The organism is Mycobacterium sp. MAA66 (assembly GCF_041261665.1).
GTDB lineage: Bacteria > Actinomycetota > Actinomycetes > Mycobacteriales > Mycobacteriaceae > Mycobacterium.
In genome coordinates, this window is sequence record NZ_JBGCCC010000002.1 from 904,434 (window position 1) to 925,077 (window position 20,644).

A 20,644-nucleotide genomic window follows, 5' to 3' on the forward strand; every position below is an offset into this window, starting at 1 on the left:
ATGGCCGCAGAATCAGCTGATTCTGCGGCCATTTCCAACAACACTCGGCGGGGAGTTATGCGCCCGCTTCGGCCTGCTCGCGCTTGATCTCCAGCGCGATGTCGATCAGCTGGTCCTCCTGGCCACCGATCAGCTTGCGTTGACCGGCCCGGTGCAGCAGCTGGTGGGCCGGAACCCCGTAGCGCTCGGATTGGCGCACCGCGTGCTTGAGGAAGCTCGAGTACACACCCGAGTAGCCCATGATCAGCGCGTTGCGGTCAAGCAGGCACTCGGCCGGCATCGCCGGGGCGACAACCTCTTCCGCCGCGTCGGCGATGTCGAAGAAGTCGATACCGGTCTTGACGCCGATCTTGTCGAACACGCCGATGAGCGCCTCGACCGGAGCGTTGCCGGCACCGGCACCGAACCGGCGGCAAGAGCCGTCGATCTGCTTGGCACCCGCGCGCACGGCCTCGACCGAGTTGGCGACGCCCAGCCCCAGGTTCTCGTGTCCGTGGAAGCCAACCTGGGCATCGTTACCCAGCTCGGCGACCAATGCGGCAACACGGTCGGCCACCGCATCGAGGACCAGCGCACCCGCCGAGTCGACGACGTACACGCACTGACAGCCGGCGTCGGCCATGATGCGGGCCTGCGCGGCCAACTTCTCCGGGGAGATGGTGTGGCTCATCATCAAGAAGCCCACGGTCTCCAGACCGAGATCCCGGGCGAAACCGAAGTGCTGGATCGAGACGTCGGCCTCGGTGCAGTGGGTGGCGATGCGGCAGATCGAGCCGCCGTTGCCCTGGGCCACGCGGATGTCTTCCTTGGTGCCCACGCCCGGCAGCATCAGGAAGGCGATCTTGGCTTTGCGCGCGGTCTCGGCCGCGATGGTGATCAGCTCTTGCTCCGGGGTCTTGGAGAACCCGTAGTTGAAGCTCGAACCACCGAGCCCGTCACCGTGGGTGACCTCGATGACCGGAACACCGGCATTGTCGAGCGCGCCGACGATCGCACGGACCTCGTCACCGGTGAACTGGTGGCGCTTGTGGTGCGAGCCGTCGCGCAGCGAGGTGTCCGTCATCCGGACATCCCAGGCGGCGTCGAAGAAGATGTCTCCGGGTTCAAGTGCGGTGCTCATGCCTTAACTCCTGACGTGACGACGCGATCCCTCGCAATTTCTTCGCCCACCTTGGTGGCCGCGGCGGTCATGATGTCCAGGTTTCCAGCGTAGGGCGGCAGGTAGTCTCCCGCACCCTCCACCTCGACGAAAATGCTGACGACATGCTGGCCACCGTTGACCATCGACGGCTCGTCGAACTGCGGCTCGTTGAGCAGGCGGTAACCGGGCACGTAGGTCTGCACCTCGGCGGCCACATCCTTGATCGACTGCGTGATGGCGGCGTGGTCGGCGTCTTCGGGGATGGCACAGAAGATGGTGTCGCGCATGATCATTGGCGGATCCGCCGGGTTCAGGATGATGATGGCCTTGCCGTCCTTGGCCCCACCGATGTCGCGAACTCCGGCGCTGGTGGTCTTGGTGAACTCATCGATGTTGGCCCGGGTGCCGGGACCGGCCGAAGCCGACGACACCGAAGCCACGATCTCGGCGTAAGGCACGTCCACGACGCGCGATACCGCGTAGACCATCGGGATGGTGGCCTGGCCACCGCAGGTGACCATGTTGACGTTGGGCGCGTCGAGGTGCGCCCGCAGGTTGGCGGGCGGGATGACGCCGGGGCCGACGGCGGCTGGGGTCAGATCGATGGCCCGGATGCCGGCTTCCTCGTACCGGGGCGCGTACGCCTTGTGCACGTAGGCGCTGGTGGCCTCGAAGACGAAGTCCGGCCTTTCGCTCTGCGCCAGCAGCCAGTCCGCCCCTTCGTGGCTGGTCTCCAGACCCAGCTTGCGGGCGCGGGCCAGGCCCTCGCTGTCGGGGTCGATGCCGATCATCCAGCGGGGTTCCAGCCAATCCGACCGCAACAGCTTGTACAGCAGGTCGGTGCTGATGTTGCCGGAGCCGACGATGGCGACACTGGCTTTGGACATGCTCGCTCCTCTTGATGGAAAACTTTGAGAATTACTCGAAAGACAGGTGGACGGAACCCAATCCGGCGAATTCGGCGACGAAGTCGTCGCCCGGACGGGCATCGATCGCACGCATGCAGGCGCCGGGCAGCACCACGTCACCGGCCTTGAGGCGCACGCCGAACTGGTCGACCTTGCGGGCCAGCCAGGCCACCGCGGTCACCGGGTTACCGAGCACCGCGTCGCTGCGACCCTCGGCGATGGTCTCGCCGCCCCGCTTGAGCACCGCGTCGATGTTGCAGATGTCCAGGTCTTTGGGCGACACCCGCTCTTTGCCCAGCACCCAGCCCGCCGACGAGGCGTTGTCGGCGATGGTGTCGCACAACTTGATCTTCCAATCGGTGATACGGGTGTCGATCAGTTCGATCGACGGCACGTAGGCAGCCGTGGCCGCCAGCACGTCGTCCTCGGTGCAGCCGGCACCCGGCAGGTCATCGGCCAAGATGAAACCCACCTCGACCTCGACCCTCGGGTAGAGGTATTTCGACGTCACGACCGGCACGTCTTCGAACACCTCCATATCGGCCAGCAAGTGCCCGTAGTCGGGTTCGTCCACTCCCATCATTTTTTGCATGGCCTCGCTGGACAAACCAACCTTGTGTCCCGCCACGCGGGCACCTTCGGCAATTCGCTGCCGAATGTTGATCAACTGAACCTCGTAGGCGTCGACGACATCCATGTCCGGGTACGCGTCCGTCATCGGGGTGATGGGCACCCGGGATCGCTCGGCCTGAGCCAGAGCGGCAGCCAGTTCGGCACGCACAGCATCGGACAGCATTTCGTGAATTCCCCTAACTTGATGGACCGGCGCAGTTGTCCACAGGCCGGGCAATTCTATAACGTGTTCTACATGACAGGACAGGAGTACGACGTTGTCGTCGTAGGTAGTGGTGCGGCCGGCATGGTTGCCGCCCTCACCGCAGCCCATCAGGGACTTTCGACAGTAGTCGTTGAAAAGGCGCCGCACTACGGAGGTTCCACTGCGCGGTCAGGTGGTGGCGTGTGGATCCCGAACAATGAGATTCTGCAGCGTGCGGGGGTCACGGACACCCCCGAAGCGGCCCGCACCTACCTTCACAACATCGTCGGCGACGTGGTGCCCGCCGAGAAGATCGACACCTATCTACGGCGCGGGCCCGAGATGCTGTCGTTCGTCCTGCAGAACTCTCCGCTCAAGCTCTGTTGGGTGCCGAACTACTCCGACTACTACCCCGAGACCGAGGGCGGCCGGGCCGGCGGACGGTCCGTCGAACCCAAGCCGTTCAACGCCAAGAAGCTCGGCGCCGACATGGCCGGCCTGGAGCCGGCATACGGCAAGGTGCCGCTGAACATGGTTGTGATGCAACAGGACTACGTGCGCCTCAACCAGCTCAAGCGCCACCCCCGCGGAGTGCTGCGCAGCCTCAAGGTCGGTGTCCGCGCGATGTTCGCCCAGGCCACCGGCAAGAACCTGGTCGGCATGGGTCGTGCACTGATCGCCCCGATGCGGATCGGCCTGCGCGACGCCGGCGTCCCGGTCGAGCTGAACACCGCATTGACCGACCTCTACATCGAGGACGGTGTCGTCCGCGGCATCTACGTGCGCAAGACCGACGCGCCGGAGAGCGCTGAGCCGCAACTGATCCGGGCCCGCAAGGCGGTAATCCTGGGCAGCGGCGGTTTCGAGCACAACCAGGAGATGCGCACCAAGTACCAGCGTCAGCCGATCACCACCGATTGGACCGTCGGCGCGGTGGCTAACACGGGTGACGGCATCCTGGCCGCCGAAAAGCTCGGTGCGGCAATGGACATCATGGAAGACGCCTGGTGGGGCCCGACGGTTCCGCTGGTCGACTCACCGTGGTTCGCGCTGTCCGAGCGCAACTCCCCCGGCTCGATCATCGTCAACATGAACGGCAAGCGATTCATGAACGAGTCGATGCCGTACGTGGAGGCCTGCCACCACATGTACGGCGGCCAGTTCGGCCAGGGCGACGGCCCGGGCGAGAACGTGCCGGCCTGGCTGCTGTTCGACCAGCAGTACCGCGACCGGTACATCTTCGCGGGTCTGCAACCGGGGCAACGTATTCCGAAGAAGTGGTCGGAGTCCGGCGTGATCGTCAAGGCCGACACCATCGAGGAACTCGCCGGCAAGACCGGCGTCCCGGTGGAGGCGCTGAAGGCCACCATCGAGCGGTTCAACGGCTTCGCGCGCAGCGGCGTCGACGAGGACTTCCATCGCGGTGAGAGCGCCTACGACCGGTACTACGGCGACCCGACCAACAAGCCGAACCCGAACCTGGGCGAGATCAAGCACGGGCCGTTCTACGCAGCCAAGATGGTGCCCGGCGACCTGGGCACCAAAGGCGGCATCGTCACCGACGTGCACGGCCGCGCGCTGCGCGAGGACGGCTCGGTGATCGCAGGGCTGTACGCGTCGGGCAACGTCAGCGCGCCGGTCATGGGCCACACCTACCCCGGCCCCGGCGGGACCATCGGCCCCGCGATGACCTTCGGATACCTTGCGGCACTGCACATCGCAGGAAAGGGCTGACATGCCGATCAATCTCGACGAAGCCTTGGGCGCGGAGCTGGCGCCGGTCGAATTCTCGTGGAGCAGTAGCGATATCCAGCTCTACCACCTGGGCCTGGGCGCCGGCACCGACCCGATGAGCGAGAAGGAGCTGCGCTACCTGGTCGACAACACCCCGCAGGTGCTGCCGACATTCGGCAACGTGGCGCAGAGCTTCCACATGACCGAGCCGCCGACGGTGCAGTTCCCGGGCATCGACATCGAACTGAGCAAGGTGCTGCACGCCAGCGAGGCGGTGTACGTCGACGCTCCCATCCCGCCGTCGGGCTCTGGACGGGCCGTGCAGAAGTTCACCGAGATCTGGGACAAGGGCAAGGCCGCGGTCATCTGGTCGGAGACCACGGTGACCACCCTGGACGGCGCTCCGCTGTGGAAGCAGAAGCGGTCCATTTTCGCCCGCGGCGAGGGTGGTTTCGGTGGCGACCGGGGTCCGGCGAGCACCGCCTCCGAGCCCGACCGCGCCCCGGATCTGACCGTCGACCTGCCGACGCTGCCACAGCAGGCGCTGCTGTACCGCCTCTGCGGTGACCGCAATCCGCTGCACTCGGATCCCGGCTTCGCCAAGGCCGCAGGCTTCGACCGCCCGATCCTGCACGGCCTGTGCAGCTACGGCATCGGCTGCAAGGCCATCGTCGACAATGTGCTCGACGGCGACGCCGGGCGGGTGCGGTCCTACGGCGCCCGGTTCGCCGGCGTGGTGTTTCCCGGCGAGACGCTGCAGGCGAACTTGTGGCGTGAGGGCGACACGATCACCGGCGTGCTGACGGTCCCGAGCCGCGACAACACCGTCGTGCTCTCGGGCGTGGAATTAGTCGCATCCTGATTTAGTAGAGCCGTCGCGGTGGCCACTGTCACCGCGGCGGCTCCGCTATTTCAGACCGGTACTCAACAATATTTTTAGCTGCACTCTCGGCGATCTCACGTCGCCTCAGCAAAGACTGAGCCGCACCACGTCAGCCGCAGTTATGCGCACCGCGGCCCACGGCAAGCCCCTAACCTGCTAATTTCCGTATGCGTAGTAAATAACGTGTGACCAAACTTCTGTCGGGGGAAGCCGCCCGTCGGACGACTTAGGAGCGAACCACCGTGAACATCATCAAGATCACCGCCGCTGCCGCAGCGGCTGCTGCTGCCGCTGCCATCGCCGCGCCGCTGGCATGGGCCGACGACTCGGTCAGCACCACGACGGCGTCCCTTGGCCAGCAGGCCAAGCTGATCGACGGCAACAGCGTGCAGGGTTGGACCATCACCGACCTCAAGCCCAGCACCGACGCCATCCCTTACGCCGCCAACGGCACCTTGTGGGAGGCCACCGCCACCGATGAGGCCATCCAGGGCGGCGCCACTCCGATTGTGTCCAACCTGAACGCTCGGGCCGCCGATGGTCAGAACTACCGCGTGCTGTTCGGCGTCGCGACCCCGCAGGGTGTCAACCCGGCCACGCTCGGCCAGGGACAGAAGTCCACCGGCAAGGTGTACTTCGATGTCACCGGGCCGGCCCCGCAGAGCGTCGTCTACAACGCCGGTGGCCATGACCTGCTGAGCTGGCAGGGATCATCGACCACCGCCCCGGCGGCAGCCCCGACCTCGGGCGGCGCTCACGCCGCGGCACCTGCCGGCACAGCCGCCGCTCCGGCGGCAACGCCCGCCGCGGCTCCCGCCGCCAACGCCACGATCGCAGCGCCCACCGGCAGCCTCGGTGCCGCCGCAGGTGCTCCGGCAGGCACAGTGCCGGCCGCCACCGGTGCTCAGCCCCTCGCCGGTACGCAGCCCGCCACTGGTACGCAGCCCGCCACTGGTACGCAGCCCGTCGCCGGTGCTCAGCCCACCGACGGCACCCAGCCCGCAACGGCCGCCCAGCCCAACACAGTTCCGGCGTCGCAGGGCCCGGCGACCGTGCCCGCCGACGGCAGTACCCCGGCCGGTACGCCCGCAGGGGCGCCGGCACCGGCTGGCACTCCGGCCGCAGCCAACGCTCCGGCAGGTACCCCGGCCGCGGCCAACGCTCCGGCTCCGGCGGGCACCCAGTCGGCACCCGAAGCCAGCCCCGGGGCCGCGGCCGCAGTCAGCGGACCCACCCCGTCGGCACCCGCCGCCCCGGCTGCGCCGACTCCCGCTGCCGGCGCACAGCCCGCAGCGGCCGGCGTCGCCAGCCCGGCCCAGGGCGCCGCTGCCCCGGCAGCCAACACGAGCGCCGGTGCGCCGGCCACCGCTGCACCGACTTCCTAACTGGAGGCCAGACCCAGAGATGGGGCCCAGTCGCTACGAAAGCGACTGGGCCCCAATCTTTTTGCCGTCGAATTACATCTCGCGGGCGACGTCCCCACCGTGTCGAGGCGGCGCAACGGGTGCCACCGGCACCGGGCCGGCACCGGGCGCCTGCGGGCCGGGACCCGCGGCCGGCGCGCTCTGGTGCACTTCGCGCTGATCCTGCTGGGCCTCCCGCCGATCCTGCTGGGTCTCCCGGGTGTCCTGCTGCTCCTGGCGCGAGTCTTGCTGCACCTGACGCGCGTCCTGTTGCTGCTGACGGGTGTCCTGCTGGGCCTGACGCGCGTCGGGTTGCGGCGGTTGTCCCGGCGCACCCGGCGTGCCCTGCCCCGTTTGACCGGGATCACCTGGCGCACCGCCAGGGCCGCCGCCTTCGCCGCCCTTGCCCTGCATGGCCTGCTGGATCATCTGACCGAACTGACCTGCTTGCTGACCAAGCTGCCCCACCGGGCCGCCGGCCTGACCGGCCATCTGACCGGCCTGCTGCCCCATCTGCCCGAGCTGGCCCAGCATCTGGCCCATCTGCCCGATGGATGACTTCCCCGAATCATCGGCGTTCTGATACGCCGACGACGCGGCGTCGACCTTGCCCGAGAACATGCCCTCTTTGGCCTGCAGCGACACCACATTCGCGGTCATGTCAGCGGCCATGGCCGGTAGCACCGCGGCGATCGTCGCGCTCATCGCGTCCTCACCGGGCTGGATCATCGGCATATCAGGCAATTCGACCGACGCGGGGCTCCAGCTGATGCTCCCCGGCGTCTGTAATGGCGACATACCCACGGCTACAACTCCTCTCGCTTCGATGAGCCGGTCAAGGCTCACCAGTCGTCGTCGGCGTCTTCGTCCTCGACATCGTGATCAAGTGGAGCGGGCACCGCGAGTGCGGCAGCTCTACCGCCGCTTTCACCTCGGTGGCCCATCATGGGCATGCCTCCACCACCCATGGCTCCGCCGGCGCCGGCGGCCACCGGCGCCATCCCCAGTGCAGCGATCCCCGCGGCGGCGCCGGCCGGCGCGGTGGCAGCGGGTAAGGGGCCGACCATCTTCGCCAACAACGGGGTGCGGGTCGCCGCGCCGCCGCCACCGCCCGGCAACCCCGCTGCTTTCGTCATACCGCCTCCACCGCCGGCGCCGGATCCCCCGGCCAACGGGTGATTGGAAAACGCCGAGAACGGTGAGGTCCCCAGACCGGGGACCGACTTGGCCTGCCCGCCACTGGTGAACAACGACGTCAACTGTTGCAAGGGCTGCGAGAGCTGCTGCAGCGGCTGCATCGCCTGCTGCGGTAATTGCCCGAGCATCTGCGGAAGCTGGCCGGCCATCTGGCCCATCTGGCTCAGCAGCTGCATCATGTCCTGCGGATTGGCCTGATCTGCCGCCTTCTGCGCGGCCTGCTCCACCTGCGGCGGCACACCGGCGCTGGGAATGCTGGGTGGCGCCCCGATCACGTTCGCCATCTCGGTGGCCGCGGCCGTCACAGCCGCGATGTTCGTGGACATGCCGGCCTTGATCCGGGCTTGGATCAGCTCCTGGACATTCGGGAACGGCGCGGCGGACAACGCCATGCATTCCTGCTGAGTTTCCTCGGCGGTGGCATTGACCAGGTTCTTGGTGCGGATCACCGCAGCGACCATCGACTGTAGTTTGGCGGCGATGGCCGCGGCCTGGGCACCGTTGGCCTCGTGTCCACCGATGATCGTCGTGGCTTCACCCGATGCGGCGAGCGAGCCGGCACCGGTCCAAGTATCGGTCAGACTCATCAGCTGGCTGTGCTGCTGCGGAACAACCGATCCGGTGATCTTGGTGGCCAACGCCTGATAGTGCGTAGCCGCCTCTTCGAGCTGTTCCTCCTGGACGTTCGGCCACGCCGGTCCGGTCACCGTCTGCGACCCATATGGGCTGCTATCCGGCTGAATCCCCATCGACACGGCCCCCTTCCGCGACCCACCCCTGCGTCAGTCTCGAGGTTACCGCGGATCCGGACGCCCGCCGACGCGAACTAAACCGTGCGCCGTACGCCACGCCAGCACGCCGGAGGTGCCCACCACGGGAGAGTCCGGAGGCCCGGCAACGGCAAAAGTGACCTGAATCTGCTGATTCAGGGCACTTTTGCGACCGCTCGCGGGAGAGATTCAGCCCAGGATCAGGCCGCTTGTCGGTACGCCGGTGCCTGCGGTGACCAGCACGTGCTCGACGTCCGGCACCTGATTCACCGAGGTTCCGCGCAGCTGACGCACGCCCTCTGCGATGCCGTTCATACCGTGGATGTAGGCCTCACCGAGCTGACCGCCATGGGTGTTGATCGGTAGCCGGCCGCCCAGCTCGATCGCACCACCGGCGATGAAGTCCTTGGCCTCGCCCTTGCCGCAGAAGCCGAGTTCCTCGAGCTGCAACAGCGTGTACGGGGTGAAGTGGTCGTACAGGATCGCGGTTTGGATGTCGTTCGGCGTCAAGCCGCTCTGTCCCCAGAGCTGTCGGCCGACCAGACCCATCTCGGGCAGACCCAGCTCGTCCCGGTAGTACGAGTACATGGTGAACTGATCCTGGCCTGCGCCCTGCGCGGCCGCTTCGACGATCACCGGACGCTGCTTGAGGTCCTTGGCGCGCTCGGGCGTGGTCACCACGATCGCGACGCCACCGTCGGTCTCCTGGCAGCAGTCCAGCAGCCGCAGGGGGTCGGCGATGAAGCGCGAGTTCTGGTGGTCCTCGATGGTGATCGGCTTGCCGTAGAAGTGGGCCTTCGGGTTTGTGGCCGCGTGCTTGCGGTCGGCCACCGACACCACGCCGAAATCGGCACTGGTGGCGCCGTATTCGTGCATGTAGCGCTGGGCGACCATGGCGACCGAAGCGGCCGGGGTGCTCAGCCCGTGCGGGTAGGACCAGCTGTACTCGACACCACGGGAATCGGCATTGACAGTCAGCCCGGTCATCACCTGGCCGAAGCGGTGCCCTGAGCGCTCGTTGAATGCCCGGTATGCCACAACGCATTCCGCAACGCCGGTGGCCACCGCCAGCACCGCCTGCTGCACGGTCGCCGCTGCGGCGCCGCCGCCGTAACCGATCTGGCTGAAGAACTTCAACTCCCCGATGCCGGTCGACCGGGCCACCGCGGTCTCCAGATTGGAGTCCATGGTGAAGGTCACCAGGCCGTCGACGTCCTTGGGCGACAAGCCCGCATCGTTCAGCGCGTCGGTCACGGCCTCGGCAGCCAACCGTAATTCGCTGCGGCCCGAGTTCTTGGAGAAGTCGGTGGCGCCGATACCGGCGATGGCTGCCTTACCGGAGATGCTCACTGTGCTGCTCCCATCGTGAGCGTCGAGGTGGCGATGACGTGATCGCCAAGGCTGTTGCTGCCCACCACTTTCAGCGTCACCAGGTCACCCACGGCCGCGGTGACCTCACCGCGGAAGGTGATGGTGTCGTAGGCGTACCAGGGCACACCCAGACGCAACTTGATCGACTTGATGACGGCGTTCGGCCCGGCCCAGTCCGTGACGTACCGCTGCACCAGACCGGTGTCGGTCAGGATGTTGACGAAAATGTCCTTGGAGCCCTTGGCCTGCGCCTTGTCTCGGTCGTGGTGCACATCCTGATAGTCCCGGGTGGCGATGGCAGTGGAGACGATGAACGTCGGGTCGCCGTAGATCGACAGCTCGGGCAGCTTGGTGCCCACCGTCGGAACCGCTCCGGCAGCGACATCAGACTGGTGCGTTGTCATCGGTTCACTCCTTCCCATGCGTACAGGGTCCAGGCGGGACTGACGTCACTGTCCGGGAAGTCGATAAACCCTGCCTGAACGGGCATTCCGATCTTCACATCCTCGGAGTTGACGCCGCGCAGCTCGCCGAGCATCCGCACGCCCTCGTCGAGTTCGACGAGCGCGATGATGAACGGCAGCGTGCGGCCGGGCACCTTCGGTGCGTGGTGCACCACATAGCTGAAGACGATGCCCCGGCCGGTCGCGACAACGTAGTCGTCGGCGGTGACCGGGTCGGTGTGGTCCTTCCACAACGCCGGCACCGGGGGGTGCTGCAGCGTGCCGTCGGGGCGCTTCTGGATCCGCAGTTCGTGTGCGTTGACGCCGTCCCAGAAGAACTGGGTGTCCTTCGACGACGAAGGCCGCATCAGCTTGTCCGGGTCGAGGTCCTCTGGGACCGAAACTTCCTGCGCTGCAAGCTGCTTGGCAGCAGGCAGGAACTTCATGATGCGCCAGTCCATGTCGGCGACTTCTTCGTCACCCACATGCCAGCGAATCTTCTGGTTGATGAAATAGCCCTCGCCCAGCGCCGTCTGCTTGGGGCCGACCACGTCGGTGATCTCGGCGCTGATCGCGACCTGCTCGCCCGGCTTCAGGTAGCGGTGGTAGGTCTGGTCGCAGTTGGTGGCGACCACGCCGACATAACCGGCATCGTCGAACAACTTCATGGCACGGGCCAGCGGATCGTCCTCTGAGCGCGAACGCCCCAGGCCCATCATGGTCCAGACCTGGATCATCGCGGGCGGCGCGACGATGCCGTCATGGCCGGCCGCCTTGGCGGCTTCCTCGTCGACGTAGATCGGGTTCTTGTCCCCGATCGCGTCCGTCCAGTGATGAATCATGGTCTGGTTCACCGGATCCCGGCTCACCGCCGGCTTGCTGCGTCCGGCGGCGATGATCTCGTCGATGCCCGCCTGAAGATTGCTCATCTCGACCTTTCTTACCGCGGAACCCGCGGCACCTTGAGGCCGGACGCCGCGATCATCTCGCGCATGACCTCGTTTACCCCGCCGCCGAAGGTGATGACCAGGTTGCGCTTGGCCATCGTGTCCAGCCACTGCAACAGCTGCGCGGTGTGCTTGTCGGCCGGGTTGCCGAAGCGGCCCACGACTTCCTCCGCCAGTCGGCTGACTTCCTGAATGCGTTCGGTGGAAAAGACTTTGGTTGCTGCAGCGTCGGCGACGGCGATGTTCTCGCCGGATGATGCGACCTGCCAGTTGAGCAGTTCGTTGAGCCGCCAGATCGACTTGATCTGACTGAGCAGCCGCTTGGCCTCCGGATCATCGAGCGGCACAACACCATTCGAGCCCGGCTCGGACGCCCAGGTGCGTACCTGTTCGTAGATGCCGGCCACTCGACCCGCGGGACCCAGGCCGACTCGCTCGTGGTTGAGCTGGGTGGTGATCAGCTTCCAGCCACCGTTCTCCTCGCCGACGAGCATGTCGGCGGGCACCCGCACGTCGTTGTAGTACGTCGCGTTGGTGTGGTGGGCGCCGTCGGACAGGATGATCGGGGTCCACGAGTAGCCCGGGTCCTTGGTGTCGACGATCAGGATCGAGATGCCCTTGTGCTTCACCGCAGTGGGGTCGGTACGGCAGGCCAACCAGACGTAGTCGGCGTCGTGCGCACCGGTGGTCCACATCTTCTGGCCGTTCACGATGTACTCGTCACCGTGGCGCACCGCGGTGGTGCGCAGTGAGGCCAAGTCGGTGCCGGCATCGGGCTCGGAGTAGCCGATCGCGAAATGCACGTCACCGGAAAGGATTCCGGGCAGGAACTTCTTCTTCTGCTCCTCGGTACCCAGCAGCTGCAGGGTGGGGCCCACGGTCTGCAGCGTCACCATCGGCAACGGGATGTCGGCACGGTTGGCCTCGTTGATGAAGATCTGCTGCTCGATCGGGCCGAAGCCCAGGCCGCCGTACTCCTTGGGCCAGCCCACACCGAGCTTGCCGTCGCTGCCCATCCGCTTGATCACGGTGCGGTAGGCGTCGTTGTGCCGGTCGGACTCCATCGCCGCCGCCTCTTCGGGCGTGATCAGCGTCGAAAAATACTCGCGCAGTTCGAATTGCAGCTTGCGCTGTTCCGGGGTCAGTTCGATGTACATGCTTATTTCCCGTCGCTTTGCTCGCCCAGTCCGGCACCCACCAAGTCCAGACGATGCGACGGACCACCGAGCAACCGGTTCAGGTCCTTGATCGAGGAGTAGTAGCGGTCCATCGGGTAGGTGATATCCATACCCATGCCGCCGTGCAGGTGATGGCACAGCCGCATGGCCGGCGGAGCCTGCGAGGTCAGCCAGTAGCCCAGAATGGCCAGATCCTCGGCGGCGTCGAGTCCCTCGGACAGTCGCCACACCACTGAAGTGGACACCAGATCGATTGTCCGCGAGGCGATGTAGACCTCGGAGAGCTGCGCGGCCACGGTCTGGAAGGTGGACAGCGGCTTGCCGAACTGCTCACGGGTCGCGGTGTAATCGGCGGTCAGTCGCAGCGCCCCGGCCACCAGACCGGCACCGAACGCACCGATCATGGCCAATGCCAACTCGTTGACCCGGGCCACGGTGGCACCGGCGAGTACATCGTCGTCGGCCACCGCGACGTCGAAGAAGGTCACCACGTACTCGTCCGAGCCGTTGGCCGTCGGGGTCTTGGTGATGCTCACTCCGGCAGCCTTGGGCGACACGACGACCACCCCGTTGTCGGTGGTGACCAGCAGCCACTGCGCCGTTTCGGCATACGGCACACCGATTTTGGTGCCGTTGAGCTTGCCGCCGGCGAGGCTGGTCGAGGGGTTCTCCGTCAGCTGGTCGCCGGCCTCGTTCAGGGCAGCCGAGAGCACCGCGCCCTTGGCCACCCCGGCCAGGTAACGGTCCTGCTGCGCCTCGGAGGCCAGGTCCAGCAGCGGCACCAGGCCCAGACCGATGGTGGCCAGCGCAGCACCGATGGTGCCGCGTCGTCCGATCTCGGTCAGCGCGGTGGCCGCCTCCAGCAGCCCGAGCCCGTCGCCGCCGAGGCGGTCCGGTACAGCCAACGCCACGACGCCACCGGAAACCAGTGCGTCCCAGGTATTTTCCCGTTCCAGCACGGAGTTCACCACGTCGGCGACAGCCTGCTGTTCCGGGTTCGGTGTGAAATCCACCCGAATCCTCCTTGATTCGAACGAAGGGATTGAGCGCGGTCCGCGGTCAGCTCAGGCCTGAGTGGCCGGCTCGCCGGCCTGGACGGGGCACTTGCCGGTGTAGTCAACCTGCCAGTGCTTGATCCCGTTGAGCCAGCCCGACTTCAACCGCTCCGGCTCACCGATCGACTTCAGATCGGGCATGTGGTCGGCGACAGCGTTGAAGATCAAGTTGATGGTCATGCGCGCGAGGTTGGCGCCGATGCAGTAATGCGCACCGGTGCCGCCGAAGCCGACGTGCTGGTTCGGGCTGCGCAGGATGTCGAAGGTGTGCGGGTTCGGGAACGCATCCTCGTCGAAGTTGGCCGAACGGTAGGACATGACCACCCGCTGACCCTTCTTGATCTGCGCGTCACCGAGCTCGGTGTCCTCAAGCGCGGTGCGCTGGAACGCAGAAACCGGTGTGGCCCAACGGACGATCTCGTCGGCGGCGCTCTCCGGACGCTCCTTCTTGTACAGCTCCCACTGTTCGGGGTTCTGCGAGAAGGCGATCATGCCGTGGGTGATCGAGTTACGGGTGGTCTCGTTGCCGGCCACCGCGAGCATCACCACGAAGAAGCCGAACTCGTCGTCGGAGAGCTTCTCGCCGTCAAAGTCAGCCTCGATCAGCTGGGTGACGATGTCGTCGGTGGGGTTGGCCTTGCGCTCCTCTGCCATCTTCATGGCGTAAGTGATCAGCTCGAACGAGGACATCGCCGGATCGACATCGGCGTATTCAGGGTCCTCGCCGGCAGTCATCTCGTTGGACCAGCGGAAGATTTTGTCGCGATCCTCCTGCGGGACACCGAGCAGACCGGCAATAGCCTGTAGTGGGAGCTCGCAGGAGACCTGCTCGACGAAGTCACCGGAGCCAGACGCCGCGGCGGTCTCGGCAATCTTCTGGGCGCGCTCGGCCAGCTCGGCCTGCAGGCGACCGACGGCGCGCGGGGTGAAACCGCGCGAGATGATCTTGCGCAGTCGGGTGTGCTGCGGGGCGTCCATGTTGAGCAGCACGGCCTTCTGCAGGTCGACGGCGTCGCGGGTCATCTCCTGCGGCCATATCGGGATGGCGCCGTCGGGCGAACTGCCGAAGATGTCGTTGCGCTTGGAGACCTCTTTGACATCGTCGTACTTCGTGACGATCCAATAGCCCTTGTCACCGAAGCCACCGGTGCCTCCCGGCACGTCCACCCAGTGCACCGGTTCGGACTTGCGCAGCTCGGCAAGTTCCTCGACGGGCAGCCGCTCGAGGTTGAGGTTGGCGTCCAGCAAGTCGAATTCGGACGAGATCGGGCAAGGCATAAGTTCTCCTCGGGGAATGCAGCGCCGCAGAACGAGGGTCCTGAGACAAATCCTTCTAGTTCCTATTGCGACCATTGAAACATGCCTTCACCGCAGATAAAAGGCACCTCAAGATCCTTGCTTGTCAGACTAATGAAACGTGTTCTAGCCTGACCTCATGGGTAATCCTGTCATCGTCGAAGCCACCCGCAGCCCGATCGGAAAGCGCAATGGCTGGTTGTCCGGCTTGCACGCCACCGAACTGCTGGGTGCCACCCAGAAGGCCCTCGTCGAGAAGGCCGGCATCGACGCCGGTGACGTCGAGCAGCTCATCGGCGGCTGCGTCACCCAGTACGGCGAGCAGGGCAATAACATCACCCGCCAGTCCTGGCTGGTGGCCGGGCTGCCCGAGCATGTCGGCGCCACCACCATCGACTGCCAGTGCGGCAGCGCCCAGCAGGCCAATCACCTGATCGCCGGGCTGATCGCCACCGGCGCCATCGACATCGGCATCGCCTGCGGTATCGAGGCCATGAGCCGAGTCCCCCTGGGCGCCAACGGCGGTGGCGCACGTGCCGCGTCGTGGGACATCGACCTGCCCAACCAGTTCGAGGCCGCCGAGCGCATCGCCAAGCGCCGTGGCATCACCCGCGCCGACGTCGACGCACTGGGCTTCGCCTCGCAGGCCAAGGCCAAGCAGGCCTGGGCCGAGGGCCGGTTCGACCGAGAGATCTCGCCGATCCAGGCTCCGGTCATCGACGAGAACAAGCAGCCGACGGCCGAGCTGAACCTGGTCAGCCGCGACCAGGGTCTGCGCGACACCACGCTGGAAGGTCTCGCCACGCTCAAGCCAGTGATGGAAGGCGGCATTCACACGGCCGGCACCTCGTCGCAGATCTCCGACGGCGCCGCCGCGGTGCTGTGGATGGACGAGGACAAGGCCAAGGCGCTCGGCTTCAAGCCCCGCGCCCGGATCATTGCGCAGGCCAACGTCGGCGCCGAGACCTACTACCACCTCGACGGCCCGGTGCAGTCCACCGCCAAGGTGCTGGAGAAGGCTCGCATGTCCATGGCCGACATCGACCTGGTCGAGATCAACGAGGCCTTCGCCTCCGTGGTCCTGTCCTGGGCCCAGGTGCACAAGGCCGACATGGACCGGGTCAACGTCAACGGCGGCGCCATCGCCCTGGGTCACCCCGTCGGTTCCACCGGTTCGCGCCTGATCACCACTGCCCTGCACGAGCTCGAGCGCACCGGCAAGTCGACCGCGCTGATCACCATGTGTGCCGGCGGGGCGCTGTCGACCGGCACCATCATCGAACGCATCTAAGGACTTTCGCTGTGTCTTTTTCAGATGCCGAACGTATCGCCGCCGCCCAGTCCTACATCGATTCACTGTCCACTCACCGGGCCGCCGACATCCCGTTCACGCCGGACTGTCAGCGCATCGAAGTCGGTATCAAGACCGGGCGCAATGCCGATCACCTGCGCCGGAGCCTGGAACGCGGGCCACAGTTCAAGATCATCGAAGGCACCACGGCGCCGGAATTCACCGTCGAGGGCGACAACGTCCGGGCCAAGTTCGACGTGTTGACCAAGCCGCGACTCTTCGGCCGAAGGGTGTGCTCACACGTGGACGAGATCTTCGTGATCCCGGCGGAAGATTCCAGCGGGTCCCCCAAGATCCACCACATCAATGCCAAGATCGTGCCGTTCATCCGCCGATAAGGATTTCCCAGTGGCCAATCAGCCTCGCGCACTCAGTCCCAAGCAGATCGAGTCGCTCAATTCCGACGGCGTCGGCACCGCGATCAAGTGGATGTCGCGCGCGCAGACCTGGATCTTCAAGAAGTCCGGCGGCCGCCTCGGCGACAAGTTCCTGCGGGGCGCCGAAGTCGGCATCCTGACCACGACCGGCCGCAAGACCGGCGAAAAGCGGGACAGCCCACTGTTGTTCCTGCAGGAGGGTTCGCGCATCGTGCTGGTCGCTTCGCAGGGCGGCCGGGCCACCAACCCGATGTGGTACCTGAACCTGCAGGCCGACCCCGCAGTGTCATTCCAGACCAAGCGCGACGTCCTGCAACTCGTCGCGCGAGACGCCACGGCTGCCGAACGTGACGAGTACTGGCCGAAGCTCGACGCCATGTACCCCGATTTCGTCAACTACCGGTCCTACACCGACCGGGAAATCCCGATCGTCATCTGCGATCCAGCCTGACCTTTGCGGTTCGGCCAGTATATTGACGCCGTTCACTAGACAGATCTTTCAATCTGTACATAGTGTGACTCCACGCACACGAACCGTAGCGGGTACACCCACCTTGCCGCGGGTTACAGATGGAGTCGCCTATGCCACGCAATTCCGCCAGTTCGCAAGCACCAAGTGCACGTCTGAGACGGCCACTCAAGGCCATGGCAATCATGTTGACCGCCATGGCAATGTTCGTCGCGTCGGCGTTCACCGCCTGGGCCGCCACCGACATCACCATTACTTTCGTCCGGCACGGTGAGTCGTACGGCAACACGTCATGCTGCATCAACACCCAGATCCCCGGCCCGGATCTGACCCCCAACGGCCAGTCGCAGGCCACCGCCATCGGAACAGCACTGGCCAATGACGGCATCCACTACACCAGCATCTACGACTCGAACATGGTCCGGACCCAGCAGACCGCGGCACCGTTCGCGGGCGACACCGGTCTGACCCCGACCACACTGAACGGCCTGCATGAGGTGCAGGCCGGCTTCCTGGAAGGCGCACCGCAGAACTCCGGCATCGAACGCATCTTCTACGCGCTGATCCCGGTGGCGTGGAGTCTGGGCCTGTATTCGGTGCCGATGCTCGGTTCTGCCGACGCCACCGGATCCAACTTCGAGTCCCGGTTCAGCGGCGCCGTCGACACCATCTACAAAAATGGCGGCGCCGATCCGGTGGCCTTCTCCCACGGCCTGGCGATCATGGCGTGGACCCTGATGAACGTGAAGAACCCGGACCTGAGCCTGATGCTGAAGCATCCGCTGAGCAACACCGATACCGTCACCGTCACCGGAAACCCCACCGACGGCTGGACGCTGGTCAGCTGGGGCGGCCAGGCGGTCACTCAGAACCCGGCACTGCTGACCAAGTTGATGGTCAACGTCCGCGATCTGATCGCCACCCCGCAGATGGCACTGTTCAATTTCACCCAGGCCCTGCGCACGTTGAACATCTCGACCATCGCCAAGGCCATCGGCAGCGGCGTGTTCAACACGGTCAAGGCAGTGGTCAACTTCCCGATCAACGTGGTCAAGAGCGTGGTCAACTCCATCACGACCGGCACGCTGATCAAGGCGGCCGCACCGCCGGCCGGCGTTTCCGTCCCGCCGTCGGGCTCGACCCTGGGCATCGCCGGCAGTCCGATCGCCGCGTCGTCCGGGACCGTCGCGGCCGCGGCGACCAAGACAGCAGTCAAATCCACCGCCGGCTCAAATCCGGTGTCGGCGGCCGCCACCAAGCCGACCCACGCCAGTGACTCGAACCCGACTGCGGCATCGCAGAAGTCGGGTGCCGATGAGTCTCCGACGGCAGTCAGCGCGAAGACCGACAAGTCCGACGACGCCACCGGTTCCGACACCAAAACGGACACGCCGAAGAAGAAGTCGGGCAGCAAGAAGAGCGGCAGCAACGGCGCGGCCAGCGCCAGTGCCGCATCGGGTACCTCCAGCTCGGGTAAATCCGGCAGCCCGAGCGGGCACCACGGGGGCAGCAAGTAGGCCCACCGGGTGAAAGCAAGGTTCCCCCAGAACGAATCTCGTTCTGGGGGAACCTTTTTTGTAGTGCGCCGACGGCTTACGCGCCGTAGACCGGAACCGGGGGGCGCTCCTGCTTGAGCAGATCGGCCACCACCGGACCCAGCTCGGCCGGATCCCACTTGGCAGCCTTGTCGATCTGCGGTCCGTGCGCCCAGCCCTCGGCGAGGCGGATCTTGCCGCCTTCGATCTCGAACATCTTGCCGGTGACATCACGCGACTCGACGCTGCCCAGCCAGACCACCAACGGCGAGATGTTCTCGGCTGCCATGGTGTCGAAGGCGGCGTCCTGAGTGGCCATCATGTCGGCGAAGACGGTCTCGGTCATGCGGGTGCGGGCCGACGGCGCGATGGCGTTGACGGTGACGCCGTAGCGACCCATCTCGGCGGCGGCCACCAGCGTGAGCGCAGCGATGCCGGCCTTGGAGGCGCTGTAGGTGGCCTGGCCGACGCTGCCCTGCAAGCCGGCACCCGAGCTGGTGTTGATGATGCGGGCGTCCACTGTGTCACCGGCCTTGGCCTTGGCCCGCCAGTACGCGGCGGCGTGCTTCATGGTGGCGAAGTGCCCCTTGAGGTGCACCGCGGTGACCGCGTCGAATTCCTCTTCGGTGGCGTTGGCGAACATGCGGTCACGCACGATGCCGGCGTTGTTCACCAACACGTCGAGCGTGCCGAAGGCGTCGACGGCCTGTTGGATCAAGGCCTCTGCCTGCGCCCAGTCAGCGACATTCGAACCATTGGCAACGGCCTCGCCACCGGCGGCGACGATCTCGTCGACCACATTCTGCGCGGCGCTGCCGCCACCGGCCGGTGAGCCGTCGAGGCCGACCCCGATGTCGTTGACCACGACCCGGGCCCCCTCGGCGGCGAACGCAAGCGCGTGCTCACGTCCGATTCCGCCGCCGGCACCCGTCACGATGACCACCCGGCCGTCGAGCAAACCCATTGTTGTGTCTCCTTTTTCGTTATTTGTTCGCGCTGGAGGCGTCGAGGTAATGCGGCGGCTCGCCGCCGCCATGCACTTCGAGGGCCGCACCACTGATGTACGACGCGGCCTCAGAGGCCAAAAACGCTGCTGCCCAACCGATATCGGCGGGCTTGGCCAGACGCCCGAGTGGCACCGTGGCGGCTACGGCTGCGACGGATTCGGCGTCACCGTAGAACAGTTCGGATTGTTCGGTCTCGACCATGCCGACCACGACCGAGTTCACCCGGACCTTGGGCGACCATTCCACCGCCAGGGTGGTGGTCAGGCTGTCGATGCCGGCCTTCGCCGCACCGTAGGCACCGGTACCCGGGGTGGGTCGGTGGGCGCTGACGCTGGAGATGTTGACGATCACGCCGCCGGAATCCTGCTGCTGCATCACCGCGTTGGCATGCGTCGAAACCAGCAGCGGCGCAATCAGGTTGAGCTCGATGATCTTGGTGCTGAACTTGGCCGAGGCATCAGCGGCCAGCGCGAACGGCGAGCCGCCGGCGTTGTTGACCACGACATCCAGCCGGCCGTGCTTGGCGACGATGGCGTCGATCATCGCCTTGACCGCGGCGTCGTCGCGGACGTCGCAGGCGTGGAACTCGTAGGGCAGCCCCTCGACCTCGCGCCGCGCGCAGGTGATGACGGTCGCGCCCTGCTCGGCGAACACCGCGCTGATGCCCGCTCCGACGCCACGTACGCCGCCGGTGACCAGCACCACCCGACCGGCCAATTGCAGATTGATTCCAGCAGTCACTGTGCTAGCGTACCAAGCAAG

At 66.0% G+C, this 20,644-nt stretch carries 20 protein-coding genes; 7 read left to right on the forward strand and 13 right to left on the reverse strand.

Going from position 1 to position 20,644, the window contains the following annotated elements; genetic code table 11:
- Positions 1-55: 55 nt before the first annotated feature.
- The 3 genes from dmpG to ABIA30_RS10935 are packed head-to-tail and all read right to left on the reverse strand — an operon-like array spanning position 56 to position 2,845.
- Positions 56-1,120, reverse strand: coding sequence for a 4-hydroxy-2-oxovalerate aldolase (dmpG, locus tag ABIA30_RS10925; protein ID WP_370064975.1), 1,065 nt, complete (start codon positions 1,118-1,120; stop codon positions 56-58).
- Positions 1,117-2,028: an acetaldehyde dehydrogenase (acetylating) gene (locus ABIA30_RS10930; protein WP_370064977.1), complete on the reverse strand. Its 912-nt coding sequence runs from the start codon at positions 2,026-2,028 to the stop codon at positions 1,117-1,119. The genes dmpG and ABIA30_RS10930 overlap by 4 nt, the downstream gene beginning before the upstream one ends.
- Positions 2,029-2,059: 31 nt before the next feature.
- Positions 2,060-2,845 (reverse strand): 2-keto-4-pentenoate hydratase, encoded by a 786-nt coding sequence (locus ABIA30_RS10935; RefSeq protein WP_370064979.1) that lies wholly within the window; start codon positions 2,843-2,845, stop codon positions 2,060-2,062.
- A gap of 72 nt (positions 2,846-2,917) precedes the next feature.
- Between ABIA30_RS10935 and kstD the strand changes: the two genes are divergently transcribed.
- The 3 genes from kstD (at position 2,918) to ABIA30_RS10950 (ending at position 6,868) form a co-directional block, all read left to right on the forward strand.
- The gene (gene kstD / locus ABIA30_RS10940; RefSeq protein WP_370064981.1) at positions 2,918-4,600 is read left to right on the forward strand and encodes a 3-oxosteroid 1-dehydrogenase; all 1,683 of its coding nucleotides are present in this window, start codon (positions 2,918-2,920) and stop codon (positions 4,598-4,600) included.
- Position 4,601: 1 nt separating this feature from the next.
- Positions 4,602-5,462, forward strand: coding sequence for a MaoC/PaaZ C-terminal domain-containing protein (locus tag ABIA30_RS10945; protein ID WP_370064983.1), 861 nt, complete (start codon positions 4,602-4,604; stop codon positions 5,460-5,462).
- 263 nt (positions 5,463-5,725) lie between these two features.
- Positions 5,726-6,868, forward strand: a complete 1,143-nt coding sequence (locus ABIA30_RS10950) for an MPT63 family protein (RefSeq protein ID WP_370064985.1) — start codon at positions 5,726-5,728, stop codon at positions 6,866-6,868.
- 72 nt (positions 6,869-6,940) lie between these two features.
- Here the strand turns inward: ABIA30_RS10950 and ABIA30_RS10955 are convergent, their stop codons facing one another.
- From ABIA30_RS10955 to ABIA30_RS10990, 8 genes are all read right to left on the reverse strand, one after another.
- A complete protein-coding gene (locus tag ABIA30_RS10955; RefSeq protein ID WP_370065519.1) occupies positions 6,941-7,684 on the reverse strand; it encodes a hypothetical protein in 744 nt (247 codons plus the stop codon).
- A gap of 44 nt (positions 7,685-7,728) precedes the next feature.
- A complete protein-coding gene (locus ABIA30_RS10960) occupies positions 7,729-8,832 on the reverse strand; it encodes a hypothetical protein (RefSeq protein WP_370064987.1) in 1,104 nt (367 codons plus the stop codon).
- A gap of 210 nt (positions 8,833-9,042) precedes the next feature.
- Positions 9,043-10,197, reverse strand: a complete 1,155-nt coding sequence (locus ABIA30_RS10965) for a lipid-transfer protein (protein ID WP_370065521.1) — start codon at positions 10,195-10,197, stop codon at positions 9,043-9,045.
- Positions 10,198-10,199: 2 nt separating this feature from the next.
- The gene (locus ABIA30_RS10970; protein WP_370064989.1) at positions 10,200-10,628 is read right to left on the reverse strand and encodes a MaoC family dehydratase; all 429 of its coding nucleotides are present in this window, start codon (positions 10,626-10,628) and stop codon (positions 10,200-10,202) included.
- Positions 10,625-11,596: a bifunctional MaoC family dehydratase N-terminal/OB-fold nucleic acid binding domain-containing protein gene (locus tag ABIA30_RS10975; protein ID WP_370064991.1), complete on the reverse strand. Its 972-nt coding sequence runs from the start codon at positions 11,594-11,596 to the stop codon at positions 10,625-10,627. The genes ABIA30_RS10970 and ABIA30_RS10975 overlap by 4 nt, the downstream gene beginning before the upstream one ends.
- A gap of 11 nt (positions 11,597-11,607) precedes the next feature.
- The gene (gene fadE29 / locus ABIA30_RS10980; protein ID WP_370064993.1) at positions 11,608-12,771 is read right to left on the reverse strand and encodes an acyl-CoA dehydrogenase FadE29; all 1,164 of its coding nucleotides are present in this window, start codon (positions 12,769-12,771) and stop codon (positions 11,608-11,610) included.
- Between the two features lie 2 nt (positions 12,772-12,773).
- On the reverse strand, positions 12,774-13,805 hold the full coding sequence (locus ABIA30_RS10985; RefSeq protein ID WP_370064995.1) for an acyl-CoA dehydrogenase family protein: 1,032 nt from the start codon (positions 13,803-13,805) through the stop codon (positions 12,774-12,776).
- Positions 13,806-13,856: 51 nt separating this feature from the next.
- Complete coding sequence (locus tag ABIA30_RS10990; protein WP_370064997.1) at positions 13,857-15,125, reverse strand: cytochrome P450; 1,269 nt, start codon at positions 15,123-15,125, stop codon at positions 13,857-13,859.
- Between the two features lie 157 nt (positions 15,126-15,282).
- On the opposite strand from ABIA30_RS10990, the gene ABIA30_RS10995 reads away from it, so the two are divergent.
- The 4 genes from ABIA30_RS10995 (at position 15,283) to ABIA30_RS11010 (ending at position 18,857) form a co-directional block, all read left to right on the forward strand.
- Positions 15,283-16,434, forward strand: a complete 1,152-nt coding sequence (locus tag ABIA30_RS10995) for a steroid 3-ketoacyl-CoA thiolase (RefSeq protein WP_370064999.1) — start codon at positions 15,283-15,285, stop codon at positions 16,432-16,434.
- An 11-nt stretch (positions 16,435-16,445) separates the two neighbouring features.
- A complete protein-coding gene (locus tag ABIA30_RS11000) occupies positions 16,446-16,832 on the forward strand; it encodes a hypothetical protein (RefSeq protein ID WP_370065001.1) in 387 nt (128 codons plus the stop codon).
- A gap of 10 nt (positions 16,833-16,842) precedes the next feature.
- Entirely contained in the window at positions 16,843-17,322 is a 480-nt protein-coding gene (locus ABIA30_RS11005) for a nitroreductase family deazaflavin-dependent oxidoreductase (protein WP_370065003.1), read from the forward strand.
- A 194-nt stretch (positions 17,323-17,516) separates the two neighbouring features.
- Positions 17,517-18,857, forward strand: a complete 1,341-nt coding sequence (locus ABIA30_RS11010) for a histidine phosphatase family protein (protein WP_370065005.1) — start codon at positions 17,517-17,519, stop codon at positions 18,855-18,857.
- 76 nt (positions 18,858-18,933) lie between these two features.
- Here ABIA30_RS11010 and ABIA30_RS11015 read toward each other — a convergent pair whose 3' ends face one another.
- Together ABIA30_RS11015 and ABIA30_RS11020 are read right to left on the reverse strand one after the other, a co-directional pair.
- Positions 18,934-19,839 (reverse strand): SDR family oxidoreductase, encoded by a 906-nt coding sequence (locus ABIA30_RS11015; RefSeq protein WP_370065007.1) that lies wholly within the window; start codon positions 19,837-19,839, stop codon positions 18,934-18,936.
- A 19-nt stretch (positions 19,840-19,858) separates the two neighbouring features.
- The gene (locus ABIA30_RS11020) at positions 19,859-20,623 is read right to left on the reverse strand and encodes an SDR family oxidoreductase (RefSeq protein ID WP_370065009.1); all 765 of its coding nucleotides are present in this window, start codon (positions 20,621-20,623) and stop codon (positions 19,859-19,861) included.
- Positions 20,624-20,644 lie beyond the last annotated feature (21 nt).

Excerpts from the sequence above, each read along its gene's own strand:
- ABIA30_RS10945 (WP_370064983.1), top strand. The coding sequence starts at position 4,602 with ATGCCGATCAATCTCGACGAAGCCTTGGGCGCGGAGCTGGCGCCGGTC.
- fadE29 (WP_370064993.1), bottom strand. The coding sequence starts at position 12,771 with ATGTACATCGAACTGACCCCGGAACAGCGCAAGCTGCAATTCGAACTG.
- ABIA30_RS10935 (WP_370064979.1), bottom strand. The coding sequence starts at position 2,845 with ATGCTGTCCGATGCTGTGCGTGCCGAACTGGCTGCCGCTCTGGCTCAG.
- ABIA30_RS10995 (WP_370064999.1), top strand. The coding sequence starts at position 15,283 with ATGGGTAATCCTGTCATCGTCGAAGCCACCCGCAGCCCGATCGGAAAG.
- ABIA30_RS10975 (WP_370064991.1), bottom strand. The coding sequence starts at position 11,596 with ATGAGCAATCTTCAGGCGGGCATCGACGAGATCATCGCCGCCGGACGC.
- ABIA30_RS10970 (WP_370064989.1), bottom strand. The coding sequence starts at position 10,628 with ATGACAACGCACCAGTCTGATGTCGCTGCCGGAGCGGTTCCGACGGTG.
- dmpG (WP_370064975.1), bottom strand. The coding sequence starts at position 1,120 with ATGAGCACCGCACTTGAACCCGGAGACATCTTCTTCGACGCCGCCTGG.
- kstD (WP_370064981.1), top strand. The coding sequence starts at position 2,918 with ATGACAGGACAGGAGTACGACGTTGTCGTCGTAGGTAGTGGTGCGGCC.
- ABIA30_RS10990 (WP_370064997.1), bottom strand. The coding sequence starts at position 15,125 with ATGCCTTGCCCGATCTCGTCCGAATTCGACTTGCTGGACGCCAACCTC.
- ABIA30_RS10955 (WP_370065519.1), bottom strand. The coding sequence starts at position 7,684 with ATGTCGCCATTACAGACGCCGGGGAGCATCAGCTGGAGCCCCGCGTCG.
- ABIA30_RS10960 (WP_370064987.1), bottom strand. The coding sequence starts at position 8,832 with ATGGGGATTCAGCCGGATAGCAGCCCATATGGGTCGCAGACGGTGACC.
- ABIA30_RS11015 (WP_370065007.1), bottom strand. The coding sequence starts at position 19,839 with ATGGGTTTGCTCGACGGCCGGGTGGTCATCGTGACGGGTGCCGGCGGC.
- ABIA30_RS11010 (WP_370065005.1), top strand. The coding sequence starts at position 17,517 with ATGGCAATCATGTTGACCGCCATGGCAATGTTCGTCGCGTCGGCGTTC.
- ABIA30_RS10930 (WP_370064977.1), bottom strand. The coding sequence starts at position 2,028 with ATGTCCAAAGCCAGTGTCGCCATCGTCGGCTCCGGCAACATCAGCACC.